The sequence below is a fragment of the Microbulbifer mixtoriginis (SeqCode) genome, assembly GCF_052467945.1.
Genome location: NZ_CP174328.1, coordinates 1,541,824 through 1,565,158 on the forward strand (window position 1 = coordinate 1,541,824; position 23,335 = coordinate 1,565,158).

Consider the following 23,335-nt stretch of genomic DNA (forward strand, 5'->3'; position numbering starts at 1 on the left):
ACAGAAAAACTCATAGTGGAATAGTCGGACGCGGCCGCATGTTAACGGTAATCAAGATTGCACTAATTGATATAAATCAATTAGTGCTGGGGTGGAAGTGATAAGCTGATTTGGAGAGGGCTATGCTTGTTTCTATAGCCGAATAATTGACAAATAACCTCTATATATGCTGCTTACTTGTTAATCCTTTAGGACCTGTTGATAGCCTTGTGTATACACCCAGTCATTATTCTTGGCTGGTAAGTGGCATCCAAAACAGTTGTTAAGCCCGCTGCCCTTCCAGGTTTTGGTTTCACTTTTTGCTACCCCTGGCTTGAATAAAGCCCATCCCCAACCTTCTGCCCAGGCCTCATTCTTGGGAAATCTCCCTTCAGTGTCCTTTACCATCATAAAGGTGAACTGGAGATCAGTAGAGTAGTAAGCCAAGCCTGTGGTTAATGGTTCTGATTTGGTGCTGTTGACATCTTTTACCAGGACTGCGCCATCCGGGAATTTTCCATTTTTGCGAAAGGCTTTAACTGCTTCAGGTTGAGTGTAAACAATGTGAGTATCCCAGCCCTTGCCGCTGGATGACTTTACTTGGTAAGAGCCGAGAAATGTCCATTCTTGGCGGTAATCCTTGGGTAATGTGATGTTTCCCTGTGCGTCAACGAAATGACTGAAAGTGGACTTTAGATTCTCTTGGGCTATGGCCTGTAGGCTAAACAGTATTCCCAGTGTTACAAAGCAGATTGTGCGCATAATGCCTCTTCCTATGTTGATTCCATGGAGGTGGGGACTAGGTCTAGCCCTCATTTTTTGGAAGTATAGGGAGGAGAGGGACGATCAACTGTCAGCTAGCTGACACTAAAACCAAATTTAGCCTTGCGCTAAGCCTTCGAGGGCGCCTTTGTTTAGTAGGCAAATATGTTGGCGTGTGTAATCAATAATGCCTTTGTGTTTCCAGGTGCTAAGTAGTTGGCTAACGGTTTGTCTACTGCCGCCGGCCATAGCCGCTAGCTCAGATTGGGAAAGCTTTACATCTAATTCATGCCCGTGAGCGCAAGGTTGCCCCTGAAAATGAAAGAGTTGGGATAATAAACTTGCCAATCTGACAGCTAGGGGCGCGGTTATATGCTGAAATATACGCTGTTGTAATAAAGACTCTCTGTTGGCTAGATGCTCTATAAGGTCTTGCTGGGTTTGTGACAGTGAATGTAACAGGTCATTGAGATTTTCTGGAAAAGCGACTTCTAGCTCACAACCTATTTTGGCAATTGCTTCTATTTCTTGTGAATTTCCGCCAAGACCTGGGCCAAACCAGGAGCCTGGCCCATACAGGTCTACAAGTCCCCGGTTGCCATTAAAGTCCACTTTATGGATAAGAACATAACCGGCATGTATAAAATAAATATTTCGGGAGGCCACTCCCTGACGAAATAAAACTGTTTCTGTGGTACAGCATACTCTTTTTGTTTTAGTCGCTATTGTTTGCAATTTAGTGTTTTCTTATTGGAGGTTGGAGTGTATAGACTAATCACAAACCCTCTTACCTTTTCAATCTCGGTCGAATATTAGTGAAATTCACAGGATGACAATATACACAAAAAAGCAAGCCATCAATGTCGTAGCGCTCAAATCTTGTTATCCATTTACAAAATGAAAGATACAACTAAAAAATTACTAGGCTTATTTAATTTCTTCACAGTACTATCAGGCCTTCTGCTATGCGCACCGACTCAGACCAAACTGGCCATCTAATTTATGATCAGGTAATCCAGGATATAGCCGATTACGTTCTCAATTTTGAAGTTTATTCCAATGAGGCCTGGCAAACAGCGCGCTACTGCCTGATGGATTCCTTGGGTTGTGCTTTTCTTTCACTGGGTTTTCCCGAGTGTACGAAACTATTAGGCCCTCTAGTTGAGGGGATGGTGGTGCCCAATGGGGCTCGTGTGCCGGGTACCCAATTTTGCATGGATCCGGTTAAAGCTGCCTGGGATATAGGCTGTACTATCCGCTGGCTGGATTTCAATGATACTTGGCTGGCCGAAGAGTGGGGGCATCCATCTGACAATCTGGGCGCTATCTTGGCGGTGTGCGATTTCCTTTCTCAGAAGCGGCTGAGTGCAGGGGAAGAGCCCCTGACAATGGGAAAGGTGATGGAGGCGATGATCAAGGCTTATGAGATCCAAGGTGTTCTGGCATTACAAAACAGCTTTAACCGCGTCGGCTTGGACCATGTATTGTTGGTTCGCGTGGCTTCTACAGCGATTGCTACTTGGTTGATGGGGGGAGGCAGGGAAGAATTACTGGCGGCGATTTCCCAGGCCTGGGTAGATGGTAGTGCCCTGCGTACCTACAGGCACTTCCCCAATACGGGTTCGCGTAAATCTTGGGCGGCAGGAGATGCCTCGGCAAGGGGAGTTCTCCTGGCGGATATGGCCATGCGTGGTGAGATGGGTATACCAACCGTACTTACTGCGAAGCAGTGGGGCTTTTATGACGTGGCTTTCAGTAAAACCAATGCTGATCAGGTAATAAAACCGTTGGAGGAGCGGCAGTTCCGGTTTCCGCGTCGATTCGGCACCTATGTAATGGAGAATATCCTTTTCAAGATTTCCTTCCCGGCAGAATTCCATGGCCAGACGGCCTGTGAAGCCGCGATAGTTTTACATCCATTGGTAAGGGGCAGGGTGCAAGACATAGAGAGAATTGTCGTGACTACTCACGAATCCGCAATACGAATTATTAGTAAAACCGGCCCCCTCTCCAATCCGGCGGACCGCGATCACTGCCTGCAATATATCGTGGCTGTGGCTCTTTTATTTGGGGATTTGCAGGCTAGTTTTTATGAGGATGAATTCCATCAGTCCCATCCGGAAATTGATGAGCTGCGCGGGAAAATTACCGTTGTTGAGGATGGCTGCTATTCGAAGGATTACCTTGATCCGGATAAGCGTTCAATTGCGAATGGTGTGCAGGTATTTTTTAGGGGGGGTAAGGCAACAGAGAATGTAGTGGTGGAATACCCGCTCGGTCATCGTCGCCGTCGTAAGGAAGGGATACCGCTTTTGCAGGAAAAATGTCGCTTCAATCTGGCTAGCCGTTTCCCCTCAGGTCACGTGAAGAAGCTTTTAGCTATATTTGCCGATCAGCAGCGGCTGCAGGCAATGCCGGTACATCTTTTTATGGATAAGTTGGTAATTTGATAAACTGCCGCATTGCAGCTTTGGAATTTCCAATAAAAAAGGCGACCATAGGCCGCCTAATTCAAGCTCTTAAATCATACGACGGTCAAACAGCGCTTCCCAATTCGGATGATCGTCGTTAAAAGCGCTCTTAGAACTTGTATTCAGCACCGATACCGGCATAGCTGCGGTCGTAATCGCCATCAGCTGTTTCATCGGTGTAGAAGCCGAATACTTTAGCGGCGCTGTTGAACTTGTAGTCAACACCCAGGCTGTAAGTTTCGCCGTCTTCTTTCTTAATGTCAGACTGACCGTACTGTGCTTTCAGAGTCCACTGCTCGATTTTGTACGCTACAGAGCTCATCCAGCCGTCAGCGTTTTCACCGTCAGCGTTTTCCTGGTCTTCAAACAGGGCACCAACCTGTACAGGGCCGATGTTGTACTGGGCTACAAAGCGCTGAACGTCAACGTCCTGGCCTTCAACGTCTTGGTCGAAAGCGTAGGCCATGTAAACGCCGTTGTTATCGTAAGCAATAGAAGTGGAGATGCCGTTATTGCGCTTGATTTCTTTGCCTAAGATGTCACTGCCATCATCATTTTGGCCAATGATCTCGTAACCAATTACCTCATCTTTATTGCTGATATAAGCAGCAGAAGCTTTGAAGCCCGCGAAAGACGGGGTAGTGTACTGCAGAGCGTCTTCTTCGCGGTTGTCGCTGCTGGTGATCAGGCTTTTAATATCGCCTTCCAGGTCGTTGAACAGGTCAACTTTCTTCTGGGCAACTTTCAAAGGGGTGTCGAACTTACCCGCGATTACCTGACCGAAGCCGCCTTCCAGTCCAGCGTAGATATTGCGTTGAGAGAAAGTGTCATCAGCGTCGCCGTCCATATCTACTTCGTATTCCATACGGTAGATACCCTTGATGCCGTCGGTCAGGGCGATCTCACCCTTAACGCCCAGGCGGGAAGCGTTGCTTTGAACATCGGTTACAGAGCCGTCACCTTCGTCAGCAGACTGGAAGGTAACATTGGCTTTGCCGTAAAAGTCGAGGACATCGCCTTCTTCTTGGGCGTTGGCCAGAGTCGGGATCATGGCAACAATGGCCAGAGAGAGAGCGGTCTTATTCATAGTCGTCTCGCACAGTTTATGGTTGTGGGTTGAGGGGAAGCCTTCCGTTCAGTCTGTTGGTTGCCCCTCGATTTGGTGCGGATTCTGCGACCTGAATATTACAAACATGTTAAACATGGCATTTTTCTTAAAAAAATATGACCAGCGGGTGCCATGTATAGCAGTTAAGGCAGTCACTATGCGGCATGGCGCGCCGGTTATAGACATGTTTTGGTTCTATGGTGCCTGTTTTGTGTGCGGTGTCAAATTTTCTGATCTATTGCTATCACGGGGCTTCGGACAAGGATGAGAACCATAAATCCTGTACAAAAAAAGTGCAGGCTGGATGTGGATTGGGACCCTAAGACTACTCTGTGGCTATGGAGCCCTACGCTGGCCCTTTGGGTCTTCTCTCTATCAGTTGCTGCTATTGGTTTGTTGCCGTTTCTACCAGAAATAGGGGGAGTACTGTGGGTATATATTATTGCCTTCCTATTGTTGGTTTCCCTCCCTCAAACACGCGCTCTTTGCCTATTACTTGTCATCTCGTTACTCGGTGCTCTCTGGGCTTTATCGAGCAATAAAGCCGCGCTTGAGCAGCGTTTACCTGAATCGGCTCATGGCATTGATCAACGCCTAAGGGTTGAGGTTGTATCCCTCCCCGAGGTGAGGAGTAATCCAGCGTTACAGAGGGGCGCTACCCGGGATATACGCTTCCAGGCGAGAATACTGGAGGCGGGGCCGGGGGAAGTTCATTCAGGCAGCCTTCTTTATCTCACCTGGTACCGCGCAGATGTTGAGGTGCAAAGGCTGCTGCGAGGTAATAGCCACTGGGATTTGCCGGTGCGGTTAAAGCGTCCACGCGGTAGTGTAAATCCCCATACCTTTGACTATGAGGGCTGGCTCTTACGGCGGGGTGTTTATGCAACGGGGTATGTGCGCCCGCAAAATGGCGACCCACAGTGGTTGAGCCAGGGCATGGGGCTATCCGCCCTGCGAGATGCTTTTAGGCAGAAGCTTCAAAGGCTACCGATAAACCAAAGCGCTCTGGTTACAGCACTGTTACTAGGGGATCGCAGCGGCCTTTCCCGTGCCGACAGTGACCTGTTAAAGCAGACAGGGACGGCACACCTTTTGGCAATATCGGGCCTGCATGTGGGCATGGTGGCTGGGTTTTTACTGCTGTTGGGGCAGGTATTGGCGAGGGCTCTCGGGGTATTGATGGGGACCTGTCCCAGGTGGATTCCGATGTTGTTGGCGCTTATTGGCACTCTAACCTATACCTTGTTGGCTGGCGCTCCTCTCTCCGCCCAAAGGGCCCTGGTGATGACCTGGGTATTGCTGCTGGCTTGGCATTGGCGGCGACGGGTAGGTGCTGGCTTGGCTTTTTCTCTCGCTTTGGCATTAGTGCTATTTATCCAGCCATTGGCTTTCTTCGGAGTCGGGTTTTGGCTGTCATTCGCCGCTGTGGGTGCGCTTCTCTTGGGGTTTTCTGGGCGTAGCTCTGTTAGGCAAGAGAGGACAACGGAGAACGGTGTGGAGGGAAGTGAGGCGAGTGCTCATGTGGGGATGAAAAGGCACGTGGAAGCTTGGTTTTTACGCTGGTTCTCCACCTTTGTACAATTATTGCGTAGCCAATGGCTGGTGGCGCTGGGTTTGATTTTACCCTCGGTAGTGTATTTTTCTGGGTACAGCTCTGGCGGAATGCTGCTGAACCTGATGGCAATTCCCTGGCTTGGCTTGATAATACTGCCGGCCTTGATGCTTGGCACCTTACTGTTAGGGACTGGCCTTGGAATCTGGTGCTTTAAATTTGCCGACTGGCAACTGACTCTTCTCATGGAAATGCTGAAGTATGCCCGGGATTTTGTTCCTACCTGGCAGCCTTTGATAACGCCTCAAAGCACAACCCTGCTTGTCTTATCCGCACTGGGCGCCCTGTTATTAATCTTACCCAGGGGGGTGCCGGGACGATATCTCGGCTGCTTGTTTCTGCTTCCTTTGCTCCAATCTATGCTGCCTGTTTCGACACCAGGTCGTCAGGGGCTTACTTTCACCGCTTTGGATGTTGGCCAGGGTCTGGCTCTCTCGGTCCGCTCCCAAGAAGCGCGCCTTGTCTTTGACACCGGACCTCTCTCGCCATCGGGTTGGAGTGCTGGAGGGGCCATCGTTGCTCCTTATTTGAGTGGAGTCGGGGTGAGAGAGCTCGATGTGTTGGTCGTCAGCCATGGTGACAGGGATCATGCGGGTGGGGTGGCGGCGCTATTGCAGTCACTGCCCGTCAATAATTTCTATGCTCCAGGGCAACTGGGAAAAAAACTGGTGGGGGATTTTGATATTCGAGCAGACTCCTGTGTCGCGGGTGAAAGGCTTTATTTCGGTGAGCTCTCTGTACGTTGGTTATGGCCACTGCAAAAAAAAATTGATGGAGAGGAAAATGATCAAAGTTGTGTGGTTCTAATTGAATGGCAACAGGTGCGTATTTTACTTACTGGGGATATCACAAGCTCCGTAGAACGCCGTCTTGTGGAGCTTTATCCAATGGAGAAGCCAGTAGATTTATTGGTGGCGCCTCATCATGGTTCTAAGACTTCTTCATCCCAGGCTTTACTGAGCTGGGCAAGGCCTGAGCGAGTGATATTCAGCGCAGGCTATCGTCATCATTTTGGCCATCCCCATGCGAATGTAGTCGCACGTTATCGTGCGATGGATACACAAATTTTTAATACAGCACAAAGTGGAGCTGTCGAGCTTTCTTGGCAAAGAGGCACCTCGGAGCCTGTGATCAGCTGGGGTCGTTCAGCGCCACGGTTTTGGTATGCGGATCACAATGGTGAGGCTGAGCCTAGTGGAAGACTTAGCCGCCGAGAGCAGCTGTGATAAAGTGCGACTCCTGCGTCTAAGATGCAGAAGAAATTCCTGAAATCCCTCTCGCTGTTTAGGGCCAAGAAAAGTGTTTGAAATAATAAAATCTGGCGGCTGGTTGATGTTGCCGATCCTGTTGTGTTCCGTTGCTGTTATTGCTATCAGCATTGAGCGTTTTTGGACGCTGAATCCCCAGCGTATTGCACCGCGCACTTTACTTGGAGAAGTGTGGGGGTGGCTAAAAAGCAACCAGGTCAATAGTGAGAAACTTAAGGAGCTGCGTGATTCCAGCCCACTCGGACGAATTTTTGCCGCAGGACTTTCCAATTCCCGCCACGGCCGTGAAGTAATGAGAGACAGTATTGAGGAAACTGCAAGCCAGGTAGTACACGAGCTGGAGCGTTTCCTCAATGCCCTCGGCACCATCGCCGCGATTGCGCCATTGATCGGTTTGCTTGGGACTGTCATCGGTATGATCCAGGTTTTCACGGCAATTATGCTGGAGGGCACCGGCAATGCGGGTATTTTGGCCGGTGGTATCAGCCAGGCTCTGATTACTACGGCGGCGGGTTTGACTGTGGCGATTCCAGCGCTAATGGCGCACAGATACTTCCAGCGCCGAGTGGATACTATTGTGGTAACCATGGAACAGGAAGCCGTGAAGCTGGTGGATGCCTTACACAGTGACCGCAAAATTGAAAAAGCGGCCTGAGTGAGGTAGCAATAGATGCAATTTCGCCGCCAAACCAAAGAGCAGGATGGGGTAAACCTTACGCCATTAATCGATGTGGTCTTTCTTCTGCTGATTTTCTTTATGGTGTCGACCACATTCACCAAAGAGAGCCATTTGAAGTTAAATTTGCCCGAGGCCGCTGGGCCTCAGGCAGAAGAGCAGCCTCGTTCTGTTGAAATTCTGATCAGTGCCGATGGTTCTTATTCGGTAAATGGCCAGGGGTTGATCAACAAAAAGTTGACCACTTTGAAATCTGCGCTGTCGGAAGTTTCTGCAGGCGAGTACAATCGCCCGCTTGTGATAACCGCCGACGCTACAGCTCACCATCAGGCTGTGGTGCGGGCAATGGATGCCGCTGGACAGCTAGGCTTTGTCAACCTAAGCATTACTACACGGCAACCAGAAGAGAACTAGCGCGCTAGGCTTTGCTTTAATGCCAGGGATGGACGATTAGCCTTGCGAGCGTACTCGCCCCACTGCCTAAGGGGTTGGGGCGAGTCCAGTCATTGGTCTGTATGAAGAAAGTAACCATGCCCCCCCGTAAACCACAGCACGGGGCGCACACCTATCGTCGTTTACTCGCGTACGCTCGGCCGCACCTAGCGATTTTTGCTGTTGCAGTGCTGGGATTTTTCCTGTTTTCCACCATGGGCGTCAGCTTAATTGCCGTTACGGAGCTGCTGTTAGATGCGGTGGGCGCTGGCATCCAAGAAAGCAGAGGTTTTCTCTCGAAATACGTAGCCTCCTATTATCCTGATGGGGTAATGCCACAGGAGACTGCGCGTTGGCTGGTACCTCTGGCCATGCTCATCATTATTCTCCTGCGTGCGATTGGTAACTTTGTTGGCAGTTATGGTCTCGCCTATGTGGGGCGCGCAATTATTCACCAGTTGCGCTCGCAGTTGTTTGAGAAGATTGGCCAGCTGCCTAGTGCTTATTTTGATCGTTACACGGGTGCCTACCTGATTTCCAAAGTCTCATACAATGTTGAGCAGGTTACCAATTCCATTACCAAGGCGGTTAAGGTTTTATTTCGCGAGACTTTTACTACCGTTGCGCTGCTGGCTTACTTGTTGTTGGTGAACTGGAAGCTGACATTGACCTTTTTCCTTTTTGCCCCCTTGATTGCTCTAATCGTGCGTACGGTGGGCAAACGATTCCGTAAACTGAGCCATCGCATCCAAAACTCCATGGGTGATGTCACTCATGTTACCCAGGAGGCGATTAATGGCTATCAAGTAGTACGGATGTATGGTGGCCAAGAATATGAGAATTCACGTTTTGAATCTGCCAGTGACAATAACCGCCGACAATTTATGAAGCTGGTGGTGGCCAACAATGCCAGCGTGTCGGTGATTCAGATTCTGGTTGGCCTATCTACTGCCACTATTGTGTGGTTTGCCCTGGCTCCGGGTATGGTGGAATCCATGACCGCGGGGGTCTTTGCCGCTTATATTGGTGCCGCAGCTTCTCTGGCCAAGCCGGTTCGCAGTCTTTCAGAAGTTTTTGCAGATATTCAGAAGGGAATTGCCGCCGCGGAAAGTATTTTCGAAGTAATGGATACCCCCAGTGAGCCAGAGGGCGGCCGCGAGGTGTTGCCCAAGCCGGTGCGTGGTGCGGTTACCTTTGAGTCTCTCGATTTTAGTTACGATGAGGCCGCTCCCCCGGTGCTGTCGAATATTAGCTTCTCGGTGGAGCCGGGCGAAACAGTTGCGCTGGTAGGGGCGTCGGGTTCCGGTAAAACAACGCTTGCCAGTCTGCTGGCGCGTTTTTACGAGCCTACTGGCGGGCGCATCCTTCTTGATGGAGTCGATATTTCAACGGTTCCCCTACAAGATTTACGCCGACATATCAGCATGGTGTCCCAAAATATCGTCCTATTTAACGACAGCGTCTATCGCAACATCGCCTATGGCGATTTGGAAGGCGCACCGAAAGAGAATGTCTTGCGGGCTATCGAGTTGGCGCATGCGGCTAACTTTATTGAGGAGCTACCTCAAGGTTTGGAAACTGTATTGGGAGACAATGCCCAGATGCTTTCCGGTGGCCAAAGACAGCGATTGTCTATTGCGCGGGCGCTATTAAAAGATGCACCGGTATTGATTCTCGATGAGGCAACTTCAGCACTGGACAATGAATCAGAGCGCCATATCCAGTCGGCTCTGACAGAAGTTATGAAAAATCGCACCACCTTTGTGATAGCCCACCGTCTCAGTACGATTGAAAGTGCCGATCGAATCCTGGTTATGGAGAAAGGGCGTATCGTAGAGAGCGGCAAGCACAGCGAACTGCTCGCCCGCGGTGGGCGCTATGCCACATTATTACAACAGCAGACAATGGGTTAGGGCACTGGATGTCACTGGAAGACTGGTTCAACAAGCGCTGGTACAAGAAAGACGGTACAAGCCCTGCCTTATCTCTGCTTACGCCTTTGGAGTTGCTCTATAGCGGAGTGAGTAATCGGCGCAGAGTGATCAGTTCCCGCACCCCACCGGAACCACTATCGGTACCTGTTATTGTTGTAGGCAATATCACCGTCGGTGGTGCCGGTAAGACGCCATTGGTGGCAGAGTTGGCTCGCTGGCTAAAAGAGAGGGGTAAAAATCCCGGGATTGTTAGCCGTGGCTATGGCGGTCGTGCAGAGCAATATCCCTACCAGGTAACTGCTCAGTCTCACCCTCTGGAATCCGGTGATGAGCCGCTGATGTTGCATTTGATCACCGGGGTACCGGTGATGGTTTCCCCCAATCGCAGCGAAGCGGCGAGGGCGTTAGTTGATTACCACCAGTGTGATGTGATCCTCTCTGATGATGGTTTACAGCATTACAGCCTCTGGCGAAGCTTTGAAATCTGCGTGGTGGATGGCAGTCGCGGTCTCGGCAATGGGCATATGCTCCCTCGTGGCCCTTTGCGGGAACCCATTAGTCGTTTACAGAGTGTCGATTTGGTGGTGAGTAATGGCGAGCCTGAAGCCAGTGTGAAACAGCAGTGCGGTGCGCTACTGGAATACCAGATGACTCTGGAGCCTGCCTGCTGGCACCAGTTTAACCTTGATCAGACCTCTACGCTGCGCCTGACCTCAGGCCCTGAGCCAGGCCCCTGCCATGGGGTGGCAGCGATAGGAAACCCCAAACGTTTTTTCCGCGCACTGCAACGTATGGGCTACAAGGTGATGGAGCAGCCCTTTGCGGATCATCACCAGTTCAGCCCCCAGGAGCTGCATTTCGATGGCGAGACACCAGTGATTATGACGATGAAAGACGCGGTGAAGTGTCGCGATTTCTGGGAGAGTCACTGGTGGGCGCTGGAAGTGCGTGCCAAGTTGCCAGATCTTTTTTATCAGAAGGTGCACCAGCACCTGCAACAGTTCTCCAAAGATGAAAAATAAACACTCATTTGATGTCATTATTCCCGCCCGCTTTGGCTCCAGTCGTTTACCGGGCAAGCCCTTGGCAGATATTGCCGGCAAACCCATGGTTCAGCATGTCTTTGAGAGGGCTTGCGAGAGTGATGCAGAGAGGGTCATCGTTGCCACCGACGATATGCGAGTAGCGGAGGCAGTTCGTGGCTTTGGCGGTGAGGTGTGTATGACCTCTGCTGATCACGCATCGGGCACTGACCGCCTACAGGAAGTCGCTGTTAACCTGGGTTTAGCCGATGACCGTATTCTGGTGAATGTACAGGGGGATGAGCCCTTAATTCCCGCTCAGGTAATTAATCAAGTAGCCGCTAACCTTGCGGAAAATACCCGCGCCGGTGTGGCTACCCTGTGCGAACCTATTCTTGCGGTGGAAGATTTCCGCAACCCTAATATTGTTAAGGTGGTTGCTGCACAATCCGGGTTAGCCCGCTATTTTTCCCGTGCGCCAATACCTTGGCCGCGCGATGCCTTTGCTGTGCACGCAAATGAGTTGCCGCAGGGGTTGGAACCGCGCCGTCATATCGGTATCTATGCTTATCGTGTAGCGCTGCTGCAAAGTTTTGTTACTTGGCCAGTGGCGCCACTGGAGCAGTTTGAAGCCCTAGAGCAGCTGCGTTTTTTGTATCACGATGAGAATATTCATGTGGCTGTTGCCTGTGCGGAGGTGCCCGGTGGTGTAGATACCGAGCAGGATCTCCAGCGAATGCGTGAGCTTCTCGGTTAAAGTTACCTGCATGATAGAAACTGATATTGACCTGCAGCCCCACAATACCTTGGCAATTTCGGCTCGTAGCGCCCACTTTGCCAGGGTGCAAAACCTGGATCAGCTGCGAGAGGCATTGGCCTTCGCCAGAACACAGAAATTACCAATCTTACCCTTGGGGGGTGGTAGCAATGTTGTGTTGACCGATGATTTCCCAGGTCTTGTTATCCAGGTCGACTTGCGAGGACTTTTAATAGAGCCCAATAGTCAGGGGCATACTATTGAAGCTGCGGCTGGGGAAAATTGGCACCAGCTGGTTATGGCTACTGTCAGCAGTGGCATAGGTGGACTTGAAAATCTTGCTCTGATTCCCGGTAAGATTGGTGCGGCACCGATCCAAAATATAGGTGCCTACGGTATCGAGTTGTGTGATCGCTTTACAAGCTTGCAGGCTATGGAAGTTGCCACAGGTGAGCTGCACGATTTTACTAAAGACGATTGTGGTTTTGCCTATCGGGATAGTGTTTTTAAAGGGCGTCTGCGCGACCAGTATGTTATTACCCAGGTGAATTTGCAGTTGCCACAAGACTGGCAGCCGCGCGTAGACTACCCGGCACTGCGCCAATATATTTCGCAGCACAATTGGGATGCAGACCACCCGACACCTACTCAGATTGCTCAAGCAGTTATTGATATCCGGAGTAACAAACTGCCTTTGCCTACTGAGATCCCCAATGCCGGGAGTTTTTTCAAAAACCCGGTGGTAGATACGGATCTCTATCAGAGTCTAAAAGCAGAGCATCCCGATCTAGTTGCTTTCGCTGCCGGCGAGGATTGGAAGCTTGCCGCTGGTTGGTTAATAGATCGCGCTGGCTGGCGTGGTTTACGACGCAGTGCGGTTGGAGTCCATGAGCGCCAGGCACTGGTGCTGATTAATCCTGGTAGGGGAGCAGGCCGTGAATTAGTACAGCTTGCTCAGGATATTGCTGCCGATATACATTCAAAATTTGGTGTTTCCCTCGAGCCGGAGCCACGCTTTTACCCTTAAAGCTCAGTAAATAAACTGCCTTTCGAGTATTCGCAAAGTGCGACCCCCAAGTCCTGTCTGGTTTTGATGGCAGGACTTTATACTGGTTTCTATAAAGAATTCTGCTATAGCTGTTAGAAATATAAAATCTATTGACTATTGCAAAGTACAAAAAATTTTTTTTATTTCTTGAATTTTCGTTTCCTCAAGTCATGCGGCAAAGGCCGGCTTGAGTGCAGAATGATTAGCTGTTACGTTTCTAGGTTATAATTAATCGCTATATACAAGCCAAGATCCTGCGGCTAAACATCGGTTAAACAGCATTTGAAACGGTGGTGGCGCTTTGCAGTAGCGTTTTTGTCTGGTATGTTGCGACTGGATTCTTGGGGAGGATCTGCGCGGAGTAGTTTCTCCGTGAGTAAAAAGAAGAACGCAGTTCAAGAGCACGCGCGAGGGGATTGTACGCTGCGTAGCCACTGCACTTATCCGTAGTTGGGGATAGCTTGATCAAAGTCTTAGTGGTGGATGATCACGACCTTGTGCGAATGGGGATTTCGCGCATGCTGAGTGACGTCGAGGATATTGAAGTTGTTGGCGATGCGAATTGTGGCGAAGAAGCGCTGGAATTCGTGCGTGAGACTGCGGTTGATGTCATCTTGATGGATGTAAAAATGCCAGGAATGGGTGGCTTGGAGGCGACCCGCAAGCTGTTAAACCGCTGTCCTGAAGTCAAAGTAGTGGCTGTTAGCGCCCTGGATGACGACCTGTTTCCTGGCCGCCTTATGCAAGCCGGTGCTATGGGTTATGTGACCAAGGGGGCAGATCTTGAAGAGATGGTGCGTGCAATTCATACAGTAATGAATGGTGGAGTTTTTATAAGTAACTCCATGGCTACCAAAATGGCTCTGCGCAATGTCTCAGGCCAATCGGATAACCTTTCTCCCTTTGAAAAACTTTCTAAACGTGAGTTGCAAACTGCGGACATGATTGTGAATGGAGCCAAGGTTGCTGAGATTGCCAAGTCCCTTTCGGTCAGCCCTAAAACCGTAAATAGCTACCGTTATCGGATATTTGAAAAGCTGAATATTAACAGCGATGTGGAATTGACCTTGCTTGCCGTCAAGTACCAGATACTCGACCCGGAAGCAGCGCTCTAATATCCGTGTATTTACTGAAGCGGCAAGACCGGTTGTCAGATGTTCGATAGCAAGCGTTTTCTCTCTACAGTTACCCGTAAGCCTGGCGTCTATCAAATGTTCGATGCCAGTAACCATATACTTTATGTGGGTAAGGCGAAAAATTTACGCAATCGGCTTGCCAGTTATTTTCGCAGCTCTGGGCTCACAGCCAAGACCATGGCGCTGGTGCAGAAGATCGGCAACATCGAAGTAACTGTTACTCGTAGTGAAACCGAGGCATTAGTACTCGAACAGAGCCTGATTAAATCCCAGCGTCCGCCTTACAATGTGATGCTGAAAGATGATAAGGGCTATCCTTACATCTTTCTTTCCAGTGTTGACACTTTTCCCCGTATAGCACTCCATCGTGGAGCTAAGCGAAAGAAAGGCCGCTATTTTGGTCCTTTTCCCAACGCCTCTTCTGTACGTGATAGCCTGAATTTTTTGCAAAAGACTTTTCGTATTCGCTCCTGTGAAGACAGCGTGTTTCGCAATCGATCCAGGCCCTGCCTGCAATATCAGATTGAGCGCTGTACGGCACCCTGTGTAGACTTCATCAGTCCCGAGGAGTATCGCCAGGATGTACGCCACGCAGAAATGTTTCTCACTGGCAAGAGCGATAATATTATTCGTGAACTGGCCGATGAAATGGATGAAGCCTCAAGAGCGTTGGAGTTTGAAAAGGCCGCGCGCTTCAGGGATCAAATATCCGCACTACGGCGTCTTCAAGCAGATCAAGTGGCAGAGGGTGATACAGGGGATGTTGATGTCCATGGTGTTGCCACCGAGGGTGGTAGCTGCTGTGTTCATGTACTTTTTATCCGACAGGGGAGAATTCTTGGTAGTCGCAGCTTTTTTCCCAGTGAGCGATTGGGCTTAAGCCACCCTGAATTGCTTTCGGCCTTTGTAGCTCAATTTTATCTCGGTAGTCCAAGAGAAATTCCCCGTGAAATTCTAGCCTCGGAATCTATAGAAGATGTGGTTCCGCTGCAGCAGGCACTCGGTGCTCAGGCAGGGCGAGACATTTCAGTTACCCATAAACTGCGAGGCAAGCGCGCTACCTGGGTGGAAATGGCCCAGCAGGCGGCTCAGCAGAATTTAAGTAGCCGCACTGCAGCGCAGCAGAAGTTGTTTAGTCGTTTTGAGGCCCTTCAAGAAGTGCTTGGACTGGAACAGTTGCCTGAGCGGCTGGAATGTTTCGACATCAGCCACTCCTCGGGTGAGGCCACGGTTGCTTCTTGTGTGGTTTTTGATTCAGGCGGTCCAGTTAAGTCAGATTATCGTCTCTTTAATATTGATGGCATTCAGGCTGGTGATGATTACGCTGCAATGGGGCAGGCACTTAAGCGTCGCTACACGCGCCTATCGGGAGGTGAGGGTAAGTTCCCTAATATCCTGTTAATTGACGGTGGCAAGGGGCAGGTCAGTCAGGCGGTGGATACCCTCAATGGCCTGGGCGTTGTAGGTGTTCAGATAATCGGAGTGGCCAAGGGCACTACCCGTAAAGCAGGTTTCGAGACCTTACATATCGTTTCCAGTAATCAGGAGCTGGTACTTTCGGCGGACTCCCCGGCATTGCACCTGATTCAACAGGTTAGAGATGAGGCCCATCGATTTGCAATTACCGGGCACCGCGCGCGGCGTGACAAAAAACGAAGGGAGTCCCCTCTGGAGGGTATTGCTGGCGTGGGCCCCGCACGTAGACGCGCATTGCTTCGCCATTTTGGCGGTCTTCAGGAAATTAAGAAGGCTACAGTGACAGAAATTGCTAGTGTAGATGGCATCAGTCGCAAGCTTGCGCAGGATATATACTCGGCACTACATCACGAGTAAAAATGCAGGGCACAGGCGGCGGATTTTTTCTCCGGGTTTCTCATTGAGCGTTTCAATTTGTCCCACAGCTTGATAACGTACGCCCTCCGCAAGAACAGAGAAAAGTATGACACTCGCCAACCAACTTACACTGCTTCGCGTCGCACTGATACCTGTCCTGGTTTTGGTTTTCTATTTACCTTATAAATGGAGTTACATTGCTTCTGCAGTTATTTTTTCAGCTGCCGCAGTTACCGACTGGCTTGATGGCTACCTGGCAAGGAAACTTAATCAGAGCACTGCCTTTGGCGCCTTTCTTGACCCTGTTGCAGATAAGTTAATGGTAGCTACTGCGCTTGTATTGCTTGTGGGTCTGCACAAAAGTGCCTGGTTCACTGTGGCTGCAGCCATTATTATCTGCCGTGAGATCGCGGTCTCAGGTTTGCGCGAGTGGATGGCAGAACTGGGGCAGCGCAGTAGTGTTGCTGTGTCCTATGTCGGGAAGATAAAAACAACTGCACAAATGGCGGCAATCATAGTTCTTCTCGCTTTTGATGTCCGCGACTTTCCTGTAATGGAAACTCTGGGCTATCTACTGCTGTATATTGCCGCGGCTCTGACCCTTTGGACCATGGTGATGTACTTACGCGCAGCCTGGCCTGTATTGATGGCTGATAATCATAAGTCTCTGTGATCTAGATCCCTGTTATTGCCAATCTTGTTATTTTAGGTGCCCTTCTGCATCCTGTGGGGCACCTATCCCTCCACGACTTAAATTCTTTCCACTCTGGCAGAACCGCAGGGCCTCTGTAAGTCCTGGCCACTCATAAAAACTTTCTAGTTGTCGCCACTTATAGCGCTCCTATGACACCTTTCTTCTAGAGTGATGCATTGGGGTTGTAACACTGTTAATAAAAGTATTGCACTTCCAGCCACACTTACTGAGGGAGGATGGACTGTGAAAGTGAGGCAAATCTTGATCGGGTTACTGGTGTTTCTGAGCTGGATGCCTGTGCAGGCACAGATAGTGCATGACGCTGAATACTATGTGTTGAAAATGCAAAATGGTGAGCGCTGGCAGCAAGAAGACTCAGAAATAACCAGGCGGTTACAGGCTCTACGGGATAAATATGGGCAGCCCCCCAATATTGTTTTCCTTCTCTGGGATGACACCGCCTTTGGCGCTGTTGGATTTCCTGCATTACAAAAAAATTTCGGTTACTCAACACCCAACTTAAATAAGATGGCCGCAGAGGGTATCAACTTTACTCGCATGTACTCTGAACCTTCCTGTACTCCAACCCGTGCTGCTGTGCTTACCGGTCGCCATCCGGTGCGTTATGGCATGGGGGCTGTGGGGATGCCCCATGAATTTTCTGGGCTTCGTGCTGAGGAAGTAACCATTGCGGAGGTGCTGTCCAGAGCCGGGTATGCCACTGGGTTCTTTGGGAAAGGCCACTTAGGAGATATTGAGGAGAGCTACTTGCACAACCAGGGGTTTGATGAGGCGTTATTTACCCCAATGAACCAGATAACCTCTCTTTTTAACCCTCAAGCTAATGCCGTAAATGCGGTGCTGGGTATGTTTCCTGAGATATACCCTCCAGACCCTTATCGCCTGGATAACCCCGGTTTGGTTCCCACCGGTTGGGTCATGAATATTGAAGGTGAAAAAGGACAGCCTGGTAGGGAGTGGTGCGGGACTTCGAATGAGTGTTTCAGCAAGTTCGACCCCGAGGCGGAGCGCCGTACCATAGCGTTCATTCGTAAGAACGCTGAAGCCAACAAGCCTTTCTTTGTGGCCTACTGGCCTAATTTTTTGAATTTTATGGCCGCCTTTATGCCCAAGCCATCCGTTTCTGGTTTGATGGTGGCGGATTCATTTCCCGCAGTGGATGACTTCGCCGGCCAGTTAATGGCGGAGCTACAAGCGCTGGGTATCGCAGAAAACACTCTCTTTATAGCCATGGCAGACAATGGACCCATGGTGCACAGTCCCCCTGCGGGTTGGGGTATGCTCCCCATGTTATATCGGGGAGGCAAAGGGGATTTCACCGAAGGAGGGGTAAGAGTCCCAGCCTTTGCCTGGTGGCCAGGTATGGTTCAACCCGGCCAGGTAGTGGGAGATATTATTCATATCGCCGACCTGTACACCACATTTGCCAGGCTTGCTGGCGCCTCTGAGTATATTCCAACCGACAGAGTGGTGGATGGTTTGGATCAGACTGCACTGCTGCTAAATGGCGATACCCATAGTCGTCGGGATTATGTCTTTATCTATACCGGCAACCAACTAGGAGCTACGGTAAAAGGGCGCTATAAGCGTCACTGGATAGGCGCTGGTGAGGTTGCGTCTTCAGGGATGCCAGAGGCCTACTACGATCTTTACATGGACCCGCGTGAGGAATATCCGCAATTAGTGCCTTTGATATACACCCAAGGGCAGTTCAATCATATGGTTGCACGGCATCGGCTCTTTAAGAAAAAGTATCCTGATGTGCCAAGCGGAAAGGGTATCCCCTACACCGGGCTTGCCAATGCGCGCCCTGAGACCAAAGCCATTGGCCAACGAGTTCGAGCAGTCGTGGAAGAAATGCCATTTAGCATTGAGGAATACCTGGAGTTTCAAATCCCTGGGGCCGATAAGGTTGGGGATTGGGGGCATTAATCACCGGATTTTGATCTGGACAAACTGGTTCAATCATTCGAGAGGGCAGGTTAAGGGTGCTTATTAATAGAAAAAAACTTTCAGCTTCTATTGTCGGTTTGCTGTCTGTCTGCCACGCCTCAATGCTTTGTGCGGATGACTCACCAAAAGGGAAGTTACAGCTTGAACTGGTAAATGATGCACTTTTCCAGACAGACAGAGACTATACAGGCGGTTTCTTTGTTCGTTGGAGCCCTATAGGAAAGCCCTACACCTTGAGGTTTGGTCAGGAGATTTATACTCCAGATCATCTTGGTAGATCTGAACCCATTAATGAAGAGCATCCCTATGCAGGTTGGAGCTATTTAGGCATAAGATACAAATATCAAATTTTAAATCAGTGGATGATTGATTTAACATTTGATGCCGGAACAGTCGGCTCTAGAGCGGGCGCTCGCCAAACACAGAAATTTATGCACTGGATTGTCTCGTCTTCTCCCCCCAAAGGATGGGATTCCCAGGTCTTCAATGAATGGGGACTGATGCCTGAGCTTAAGTTAGATTATCACTTACTCCAGAATGTCATATGGGGCACAAGCTACCGACTAGTGCCTTACCTTCGTTGGAAAACAGGTAATATCGTCAGGGACTTTGGTGCAGGGGTGCGAGTTTTATTGGGAAGCTCTTTACCCGCCTTTAGTGCCGCGTCCTCCCCCCTTGAGGGTGGGCGTTACTGGTATTTACAGGCTGGGTTAGAGCATAGAACTGTTCAAAGGAATGTATTGATGGAGGGCAATTCAAAGACTAAGGGAGGAGTAAAAATCTTCAGCTACGGTGTCACCCCTGAGAAGGAGGTGACGTTTGCGAATATCGGCGCTTTCTTTGGTCGAAACTCTTACGAATTCGGCTTGAATATCAGGTATAACACAAAAATTTATGAGTCCCAGTCCCATCCTGACGAGGGGTTCCTCAGTCATAACAGTGCACCAATGGGTAACTTTGTAATGTCCCTGATCCTTACCAAGCAAATTTAGCGGGTGAGTAATGAGGAGGGCAAGCAGGCTCGCAATCCACAGACCGACAAGTAGTAAATCAAGCGAAAGAGTTACCGATATTGGTTCAAGTGAATGACCCCACTTCTATTCACCTTAATTGAGGGAAGTAGTGATTTACGCAAGCCTATTTTTGCTTCTAGTTCATAGGGTATTGAGTGCTGATTTAAGTTAATGAGGTTTACAGCGGCAAAGATTGAGCCAACTATGCTGGCTGTTGCATCCACAGCGATATCATCCTGGCCATAGGGGGCGATGGGCATCAGGTTATTTGAGGTTCCCGTCAAAACCTTATGCCCACCTAGCCGCAGAGTGTAGAAAAGACCGGAGAGTGCCAATTCACTATTATTTGGGTTGAAAACACGAAGGTGAATTCGAAATCTGAGATTATTACCATCTCTTGCAGGAAGAGGCTCCACGGCGACCACTTCTACTTCAGGCTTTTGGAAGCTCGGTGAAAGTGCCGCACAGCCACTAAATAGTACTGTAATCAACAATATTAGAATAAATCGATAATAATTTGTCACTATGATTCCTTGGTTTTCCTAAATATTGACCTGGACACCAGATTAAGGTGATGTTGTGTGTGTATTTTGAGCGTATTGACTTTTAATTGATCGTTGAGTGTTTCCAAACCTAGCTGGCTCCTGACATGCCGCAACGTCTCAGGTTATAACCCCAATCGTGAACAAGACTACTGGCATCAGGAAATCATAATGAAGACTTGGCTTATAAGTTTGACAGCAGTGGCATTAATATTGTTCGCGAGCTGGAAATGGCTTTTGCTGCCAGGAATTGAGCGAAGTTTAAACAAGATTAGTGTTGGTGAGCCCCCTAAAATTCCCGAACAAGCTGAAGCTTTGCATAGATCACTCATTGTTGGTGATTTGCATGCAGATAGCTTCCTCTGGTCTCGTGATTTGTCAAAGGAGGTAAACTATGGCCATCTGGATCTACCCAGGGCACGGCGTGGTAATTTGGGAATGCAGGTTTTTACCTCTGTTACTAAGTCTCCCCGGGGCATGAACTTAAATGAAAACTCTGCTAGTGCTGGTGACAATATAACCTTACTGGCAATTGCTCAAGGTTGGCCGCCGCGAACATGGAATAGCTTGTTGGAGCGGGCACTTTTTCACTCTGAAAGGGCTGCTAAGCTACAGGATTCTTCTCCCGAGAAATTTCGCATTGTACGTAATGCGGAAGATCTGAGGCAAGTCCTCCTGGCCCGGCAACAAGGTGCTAGCACCCTCGCAGCAATTCTTGGTATTGAAGGGGCCCACCCATTAGAGGGTGAGTTATCCAATATTGACCGCCTTTATGAGGCCGGTTTTCGAGTGATGGGATTACAGCACTTTTTTGACAATGAACTGGGTGGATCTTTGCATGGGCAAAGTGGGGCTGGTTTAACAGAGTTTGGTCGGTCAGCTGTGCAGGAGATGGATAAACGTTCAATTGTTATCGACGTAGCCCACTCCTCAGAGCCTGTTGTGAGGGATGTGTTGGCTCTGACCAAAAGGCCTGTAATTATTTCTCATACTGGCCTGAAAGGTATGTGTGATTCGCCGCGGAATATTAGCGATGACCTAATGAAGGAGATTGCCGATCAAGGGGGCTTGATCGGCATTGGATTTTGGGAGGAAGCGGTATGTGATAATAGCCCCCACAATATTGTTAAAACAATCCGCTACGCCATAGATCTATTAGGGGTTGATCATGTTGCCCTTGGTTCAGATTATGATGGCACCGTTGAAGTTTCTTTTGATGCTGGTGATTTGGGGATTTTGACCGCAGAAATGCTAAGTCAAGGGTTTACTGAAGAGGAAATTCGAAAGGTCATGGGTGAAAATATACGAGACTTTTTCCTGAAGAACTTACCCCAAGGGGATTGAAATTTACTTTCTGAGGTTATTCGAGAGAGAGCTGTCATTCCAACCTGTAAGAACTGGATCAGAGTTATTGGGATGTATTCGGGAGATGGTGATTCTTGAAGGGCATGTGAATCTCTATCCATTTGTTCGGAGCCTGACAATCCCCTAACAATTTAACTTCATCTAGATATTAATCCAGACATCTAGAAATATCTGATCTCGCATAACATTGTAACATCAAGGGTAAATAGGGTTGCTTTGACTTGTTGACTACTATGAGCTCCGAAGTAGTTGCAGTGAATAAAATGACAAGGACTAGTGATTTATTCGAGTTATGTAGTAAGTTTGTGCTGGGTAAATTGACACGCTTTCTCTTTGTACGCCCCTCTTTCAAGGGGCGTGCGGTAGAGAAAATTAGCAGCAACTCCCATTGGCGCAAGAGTTATCTAGATTGTGGGTGCTTGCCTTGTTACCTCCAAGAAAAGTATTTTCTGATAGGTAGAAATCTGTAAAGAGCTTTTCGAAATCTTCAGGTACTGATTTTTCTGGCAATCCAGTATTCAGAATGGCAGTTTGCCATGCCTTTACTTTTGGGTAGTCGACAATGAAGTCGTACCCGGAACGTGCTTTGATAATGGCAGCTCGGTGAAGAAGTGGTAACCAGGCAATATCGACATTACTTAGCGTCGCGCCTTTAAAATATGGCCCCTGTCCTAAAGCCTTTTCAGCTCGCTCAAAAACTTTGCTCAGTTTTTCGCTGCGCTCAGCCAGTGTTTGCTCATCTTTACTACGTTGAGCAGAGCACTGTAGCAAATAGTTCTTTGCTGCCTGGTAACTCCAGGCTCGGTCGCGCGCACGTTGTTCTGGAGTGAGCCCTGACTCTAGAGGTGGGGCTATTTCATTTAAGTACTCAACAATCGCATCGGACTCAAAGAGGGCCTCCCCAGAATCGGTGATCAGAACTGGTACCTGGCCAGTGGGTGAGATATCCAGGAACCACTGAGGTTTATCATTCAAGCTAATGTACTCAATTTCATAGGGAATCTCTTTTGCTTCAAGAAGGGCGGTTACTCGCTGAACAAAAGGGCATATTTTAAAGCTGACAACCTTGATCATAATTCGTCCTCGTCATTGGTTTGTATTTATATGACGGAAGCTTTTTGAAAAAGACGAAACTATTTAACAATTTTTATGGTGTTTTGATTTCGGCACATAATCGATCACTGTTCCATGGATGTCGTGAGTGAAATGGCAGCAGTCCTCAAATAGTTTGCGCAGTTGGCTTCTACCTTTTTGTACTCTGGATTTTAAGGTGGAGTAGGGGATTTTATGCTCTGTCGCATAAGATTTTTGTGACTGACCTTCCAGTTCAATAGCCTTTAGTAGAGCAGCTGAGTCCTGTGGGAGCGCGTTAACAAAAGGCTCTATACAGGCTGATAACCTACGCTGCGTTTCTGAATCCTCTTCAGGTAACAACAGGTTGTCTTCGAGTTCTACTTCCTTGAGCCTTCCATTTTCACGGTAGAAATCAATAACCGTCCTGTTGGCTATCTGAAATAGCCAAGATTTGATACTTTTTTGATCCCTTACTGTATGGATATTCCTGTGAATCTTTATCAGGATCTCTTGGAGCAGATCATCAACTGCATCGGCAGATGAAACCTTTGAGCTGAGAAAAGCTCGCAGGGCTGAACGATATTCTTTCCAAACAGAATCAATAGTCATATTTTTTACCGCTCTTGCGTTATGCA

General features: G+C 49.0%; 20 protein-coding genes. 14 read left to right on the top strand and 6 right to left on the bottom strand.

The features are described 5' to 3' along the window. Positions 1-180: 180 nt before the first annotated feature. Positions 181-741: a cytochrome P460 family protein gene (locus ACJJIJ_RS06810; protein ID WP_444939026.1), complete on the bottom strand. Its 561-nt coding sequence runs from the start codon at positions 739-741 to the stop codon at positions 181-183. Positions 742-858: 117 nt separating this feature from the next. Beyond that, entirely contained in the window at positions 859-1,476 is a 618-nt protein-coding gene (locus ACJJIJ_RS06815; RefSeq protein ID WP_444939027.1) for a Crp/Fnr family transcriptional regulator, read from the bottom strand. 230 nt (positions 1,477-1,706) lie between these two features. Between ACJJIJ_RS06815 and ACJJIJ_RS06820 the strand changes: the two genes are divergently transcribed. Then, positions 1,707-3,191, top strand: coding sequence for a bifunctional 2-methylcitrate dehydratase/aconitate hydratase (locus ACJJIJ_RS06820; protein WP_444939028.1), 1,485 nt, complete (start codon positions 1,707-1,709; stop codon positions 3,189-3,191). A 130-nt stretch (positions 3,192-3,321) separates the two neighbouring features. Here ACJJIJ_RS06820 and ACJJIJ_RS06825 read toward each other — a convergent pair whose 3' ends face one another. Continuing rightward, entirely contained in the window at positions 3,322-4,299 is a 978-nt protein-coding gene (locus tag ACJJIJ_RS06825; protein ID WP_444885053.1) for a porin, read from the bottom strand. 285 nt (positions 4,300-4,584) lie between these two features. Here ACJJIJ_RS06825 and ACJJIJ_RS06830 point away from each other — a divergent pair, with 285 nt between their 5' ends. The 12 genes from ACJJIJ_RS06830 to ACJJIJ_RS06885 all read left to right on the top strand — a co-directional run bounded on the left by ACJJIJ_RS06830 (position 4,585) and on the right by ACJJIJ_RS06885 (position 19,698). Then, positions 4,585-7,158 carry a DNA internalization-related competence protein ComEC/Rec2 gene (locus ACJJIJ_RS06830; protein WP_444939029.1) on the top strand — a complete coding sequence of 858 codons (2,574 nt, stop codon included), beginning with the start codon at positions 4,585-4,587 and terminating at the stop codon, positions 7,156-7,158. Between the two features lie 73 nt (positions 7,159-7,231). Next, positions 7,232-7,855 (top strand): MotA/TolQ/ExbB proton channel family protein, encoded by a 624-nt coding sequence (locus ACJJIJ_RS06835; RefSeq protein ID WP_252085810.1) that lies wholly within the window; start codon positions 7,232-7,234, stop codon positions 7,853-7,855. A gap of 15 nt (positions 7,856-7,870) precedes the next feature. Further along, the gene (locus tag ACJJIJ_RS06840) at positions 7,871-8,290 is read left to right on the top strand and encodes an ExbD/TolR family protein (RefSeq protein WP_252085811.1); all 420 of its coding nucleotides are present in this window, start codon (positions 7,871-7,873) and stop codon (positions 8,288-8,290) included. Between the two features lie 116 nt (positions 8,291-8,406). Next, positions 8,407-10,221: a lipid A export permease/ATP-binding protein MsbA gene (msbA, locus tag ACJJIJ_RS06845; RefSeq protein WP_444939030.1), complete on the top strand. Its 1,815-nt coding sequence runs from the start codon at positions 8,407-8,409 to the stop codon at positions 10,219-10,221. An 8-nt stretch (positions 10,222-10,229) separates the two neighbouring features. Further along, positions 10,230-11,264 carry a tetraacyldisaccharide 4'-kinase gene (gene lpxK / locus ACJJIJ_RS06850; protein ID WP_444886104.1) on the top strand — a complete coding sequence of 345 codons (1,035 nt, stop codon included), beginning with the start codon at positions 10,230-10,232 and terminating at the stop codon, positions 11,262-11,264. Continuing rightward, positions 11,254-12,021 (top strand): 3-deoxy-manno-octulosonate cytidylyltransferase, encoded by a 768-nt coding sequence (gene kdsB, locus ACJJIJ_RS06855; protein WP_252085814.1) that lies wholly within the window; start codon positions 11,254-11,256, stop codon positions 12,019-12,021. The genes lpxK and kdsB overlap by 11 nt, the downstream gene beginning before the upstream one ends. A 10-nt stretch (positions 12,022-12,031) precedes the next feature. Then, positions 12,032-13,048 carry a UDP-N-acetylmuramate dehydrogenase gene (gene murB / locus ACJJIJ_RS06860; protein ID WP_444939031.1) on the top strand — a complete coding sequence of 339 codons (1,017 nt, stop codon included), beginning with the start codon at positions 12,032-12,034 and terminating at the stop codon, positions 13,046-13,048. A gap of 482 nt (positions 13,049-13,530) precedes the next feature. Continuing rightward, complete coding sequence (locus ACJJIJ_RS06865) at positions 13,531-14,184, top strand: response regulator (protein WP_252085817.1); 654 nt, start codon at positions 13,531-13,533, stop codon at positions 14,182-14,184. Positions 14,185-14,223: 39 nt separating this feature from the next. Further along, positions 14,224-16,038, top strand: a complete 1,815-nt coding sequence (gene uvrC / locus ACJJIJ_RS06870; protein ID WP_444886106.1) for an excinuclease ABC subunit UvrC — start codon at positions 14,224-14,226, stop codon at positions 16,036-16,038. Between the two features lie 106 nt (positions 16,039-16,144). Next, the gene (pgsA, locus tag ACJJIJ_RS06875) at positions 16,145-16,711 is read left to right on the top strand and encodes a CDP-diacylglycerol--glycerol-3-phosphate 3-phosphatidyltransferase (RefSeq protein WP_252085819.1); all 567 of its coding nucleotides are present in this window, start codon (positions 16,145-16,147) and stop codon (positions 16,709-16,711) included. A 264-nt stretch (positions 16,712-16,975) separates the two neighbouring features. After that, positions 16,976-18,685 (top strand): sulfatase-like hydrolase/transferase, encoded by a 1,710-nt coding sequence (locus tag ACJJIJ_RS06880; RefSeq protein WP_444939032.1) that lies wholly within the window; start codon positions 16,976-16,978, stop codon positions 18,683-18,685. A 56-nt stretch (positions 18,686-18,741) separates the two neighbouring features. Then, on the top strand, positions 18,742-19,698 hold the full coding sequence (locus ACJJIJ_RS06885; protein WP_444939033.1) for a lipid A-modifier LpxR family protein: 957 nt from the start codon (positions 18,742-18,744) through the stop codon (positions 19,696-19,698). 71 nt (positions 19,699-19,769) lie between these two features. On the opposite strand, the gene ACJJIJ_RS06890 is transcribed toward ACJJIJ_RS06885, so the two are convergent. Then, positions 19,770-20,243, bottom strand: a complete 474-nt coding sequence (locus ACJJIJ_RS06890; protein WP_444939034.1) for an LEA/WHy family protein — start codon at positions 20,241-20,243, stop codon at positions 19,770-19,772. A 189-nt stretch (positions 20,244-20,432) separates the two neighbouring features. Here ACJJIJ_RS06890 and ACJJIJ_RS06895 point away from each other — a divergent pair, with 189 nt between their 5' ends. Further along, positions 20,433-21,605: a dipeptidase gene (locus ACJJIJ_RS06895; RefSeq protein ID WP_444939035.1), complete on the top strand. Its 1,173-nt coding sequence runs from the start codon at positions 20,433-20,435 to the stop codon at positions 21,603-21,605. Between the two features lie 393 nt (positions 21,606-21,998). Here the strand turns inward: ACJJIJ_RS06895 and ACJJIJ_RS06900 are convergent, their stop codons facing one another. Then, the gene (locus ACJJIJ_RS06900; RefSeq protein ID WP_444885042.1) at positions 21,999-22,700 is read right to left on the bottom strand and encodes a glutathione S-transferase family protein; all 702 of its coding nucleotides are present in this window, start codon (positions 22,698-22,700) and stop codon (positions 21,999-22,001) included. A 63-nt stretch (positions 22,701-22,763) separates the two neighbouring features. Beyond that, positions 22,764-23,309: an RNA polymerase sigma factor SigZ gene (gene sigZ / locus ACJJIJ_RS06905; protein ID WP_444939036.1), complete on the bottom strand. Its 546-nt coding sequence runs from the start codon at positions 23,307-23,309 to the stop codon at positions 22,764-22,766. Between the last annotated feature and the right edge of the window lie 26 nt (positions 23,310-23,335).

What these genes read in the sequence shown, in the direction of transcription:
- ACJJIJ_RS06810 (WP_444939026.1), bottom strand. Translation starts at nt 741, where the DNA reads ATGCGCACAATCTGCTTTGTAACACTGGGAATACTGTTTAGCCTACAG.
- ACJJIJ_RS06820 (WP_444939028.1), top strand. Translation starts at nt 1,707, where the DNA reads ATGCGCACCGACTCAGACCAAACTGGCCATCTAATTTATGATCAGGTA.
- ACJJIJ_RS06825 (WP_444885053.1), bottom strand. Translation starts at nt 4,299, where the DNA reads ATGAATAAGACCGCTCTCTCTCTGGCCATTGTTGCCATGATCCCGACT.
- ACJJIJ_RS06830 (WP_444939029.1), top strand. Translation starts at nt 4,585, where the DNA reads ATGAGAACCATAAATCCTGTACAAAAAAAGTGCAGGCTGGATGTGGAT.
- ACJJIJ_RS06840 (WP_252085811.1), top strand. Translation starts at nt 7,871, where the DNA reads ATGCAATTTCGCCGCCAAACCAAAGAGCAGGATGGGGTAAACCTTACG.
- msbA (WP_444939030.1), top strand. Translation starts at nt 8,407, where the DNA reads ATGCCCCCCCGTAAACCACAGCACGGGGCGCACACCTATCGTCGTTTA.
- lpxK (WP_444886104.1), top strand. Translation starts at nt 10,230, where the DNA reads ATGTCACTGGAAGACTGGTTCAACAAGCGCTGGTACAAGAAAGACGGT.
- kdsB (WP_252085814.1), top strand. Translation starts at nt 11,254, where the DNA reads ATGAAAAATAAACACTCATTTGATGTCATTATTCCCGCCCGCTTTGGC.
- murB (WP_444939031.1), top strand. Translation starts at nt 12,032, where the DNA reads ATGATAGAAACTGATATTGACCTGCAGCCCCACAATACCTTGGCAATT.
- uvrC (WP_444886106.1), top strand. Translation starts at nt 14,224, where the DNA reads ATGTTCGATAGCAAGCGTTTTCTCTCTACAGTTACCCGTAAGCCTGGC.
- pgsA (WP_252085819.1), top strand. Translation starts at nt 16,145, where the DNA reads ATGACACTCGCCAACCAACTTACACTGCTTCGCGTCGCACTGATACCT.
- ACJJIJ_RS06895 (WP_444939035.1), top strand. Translation starts at nt 20,433, where the DNA reads ATGAAGACTTGGCTTATAAGTTTGACAGCAGTGGCATTAATATTGTTC.
- ACJJIJ_RS06900 (WP_444885042.1), bottom strand. Translation starts at nt 22,700, where the DNA reads ATGATCAAGGTTGTCAGCTTTAAAATATGCCCTTTTGTTCAGCGAGTA.
- sigZ (WP_444939036.1), bottom strand. Translation starts at nt 23,309, where the DNA reads ATGACTATTGATTCTGTTTGGAAAGAATATCGTTCAGCCCTGCGAGCT.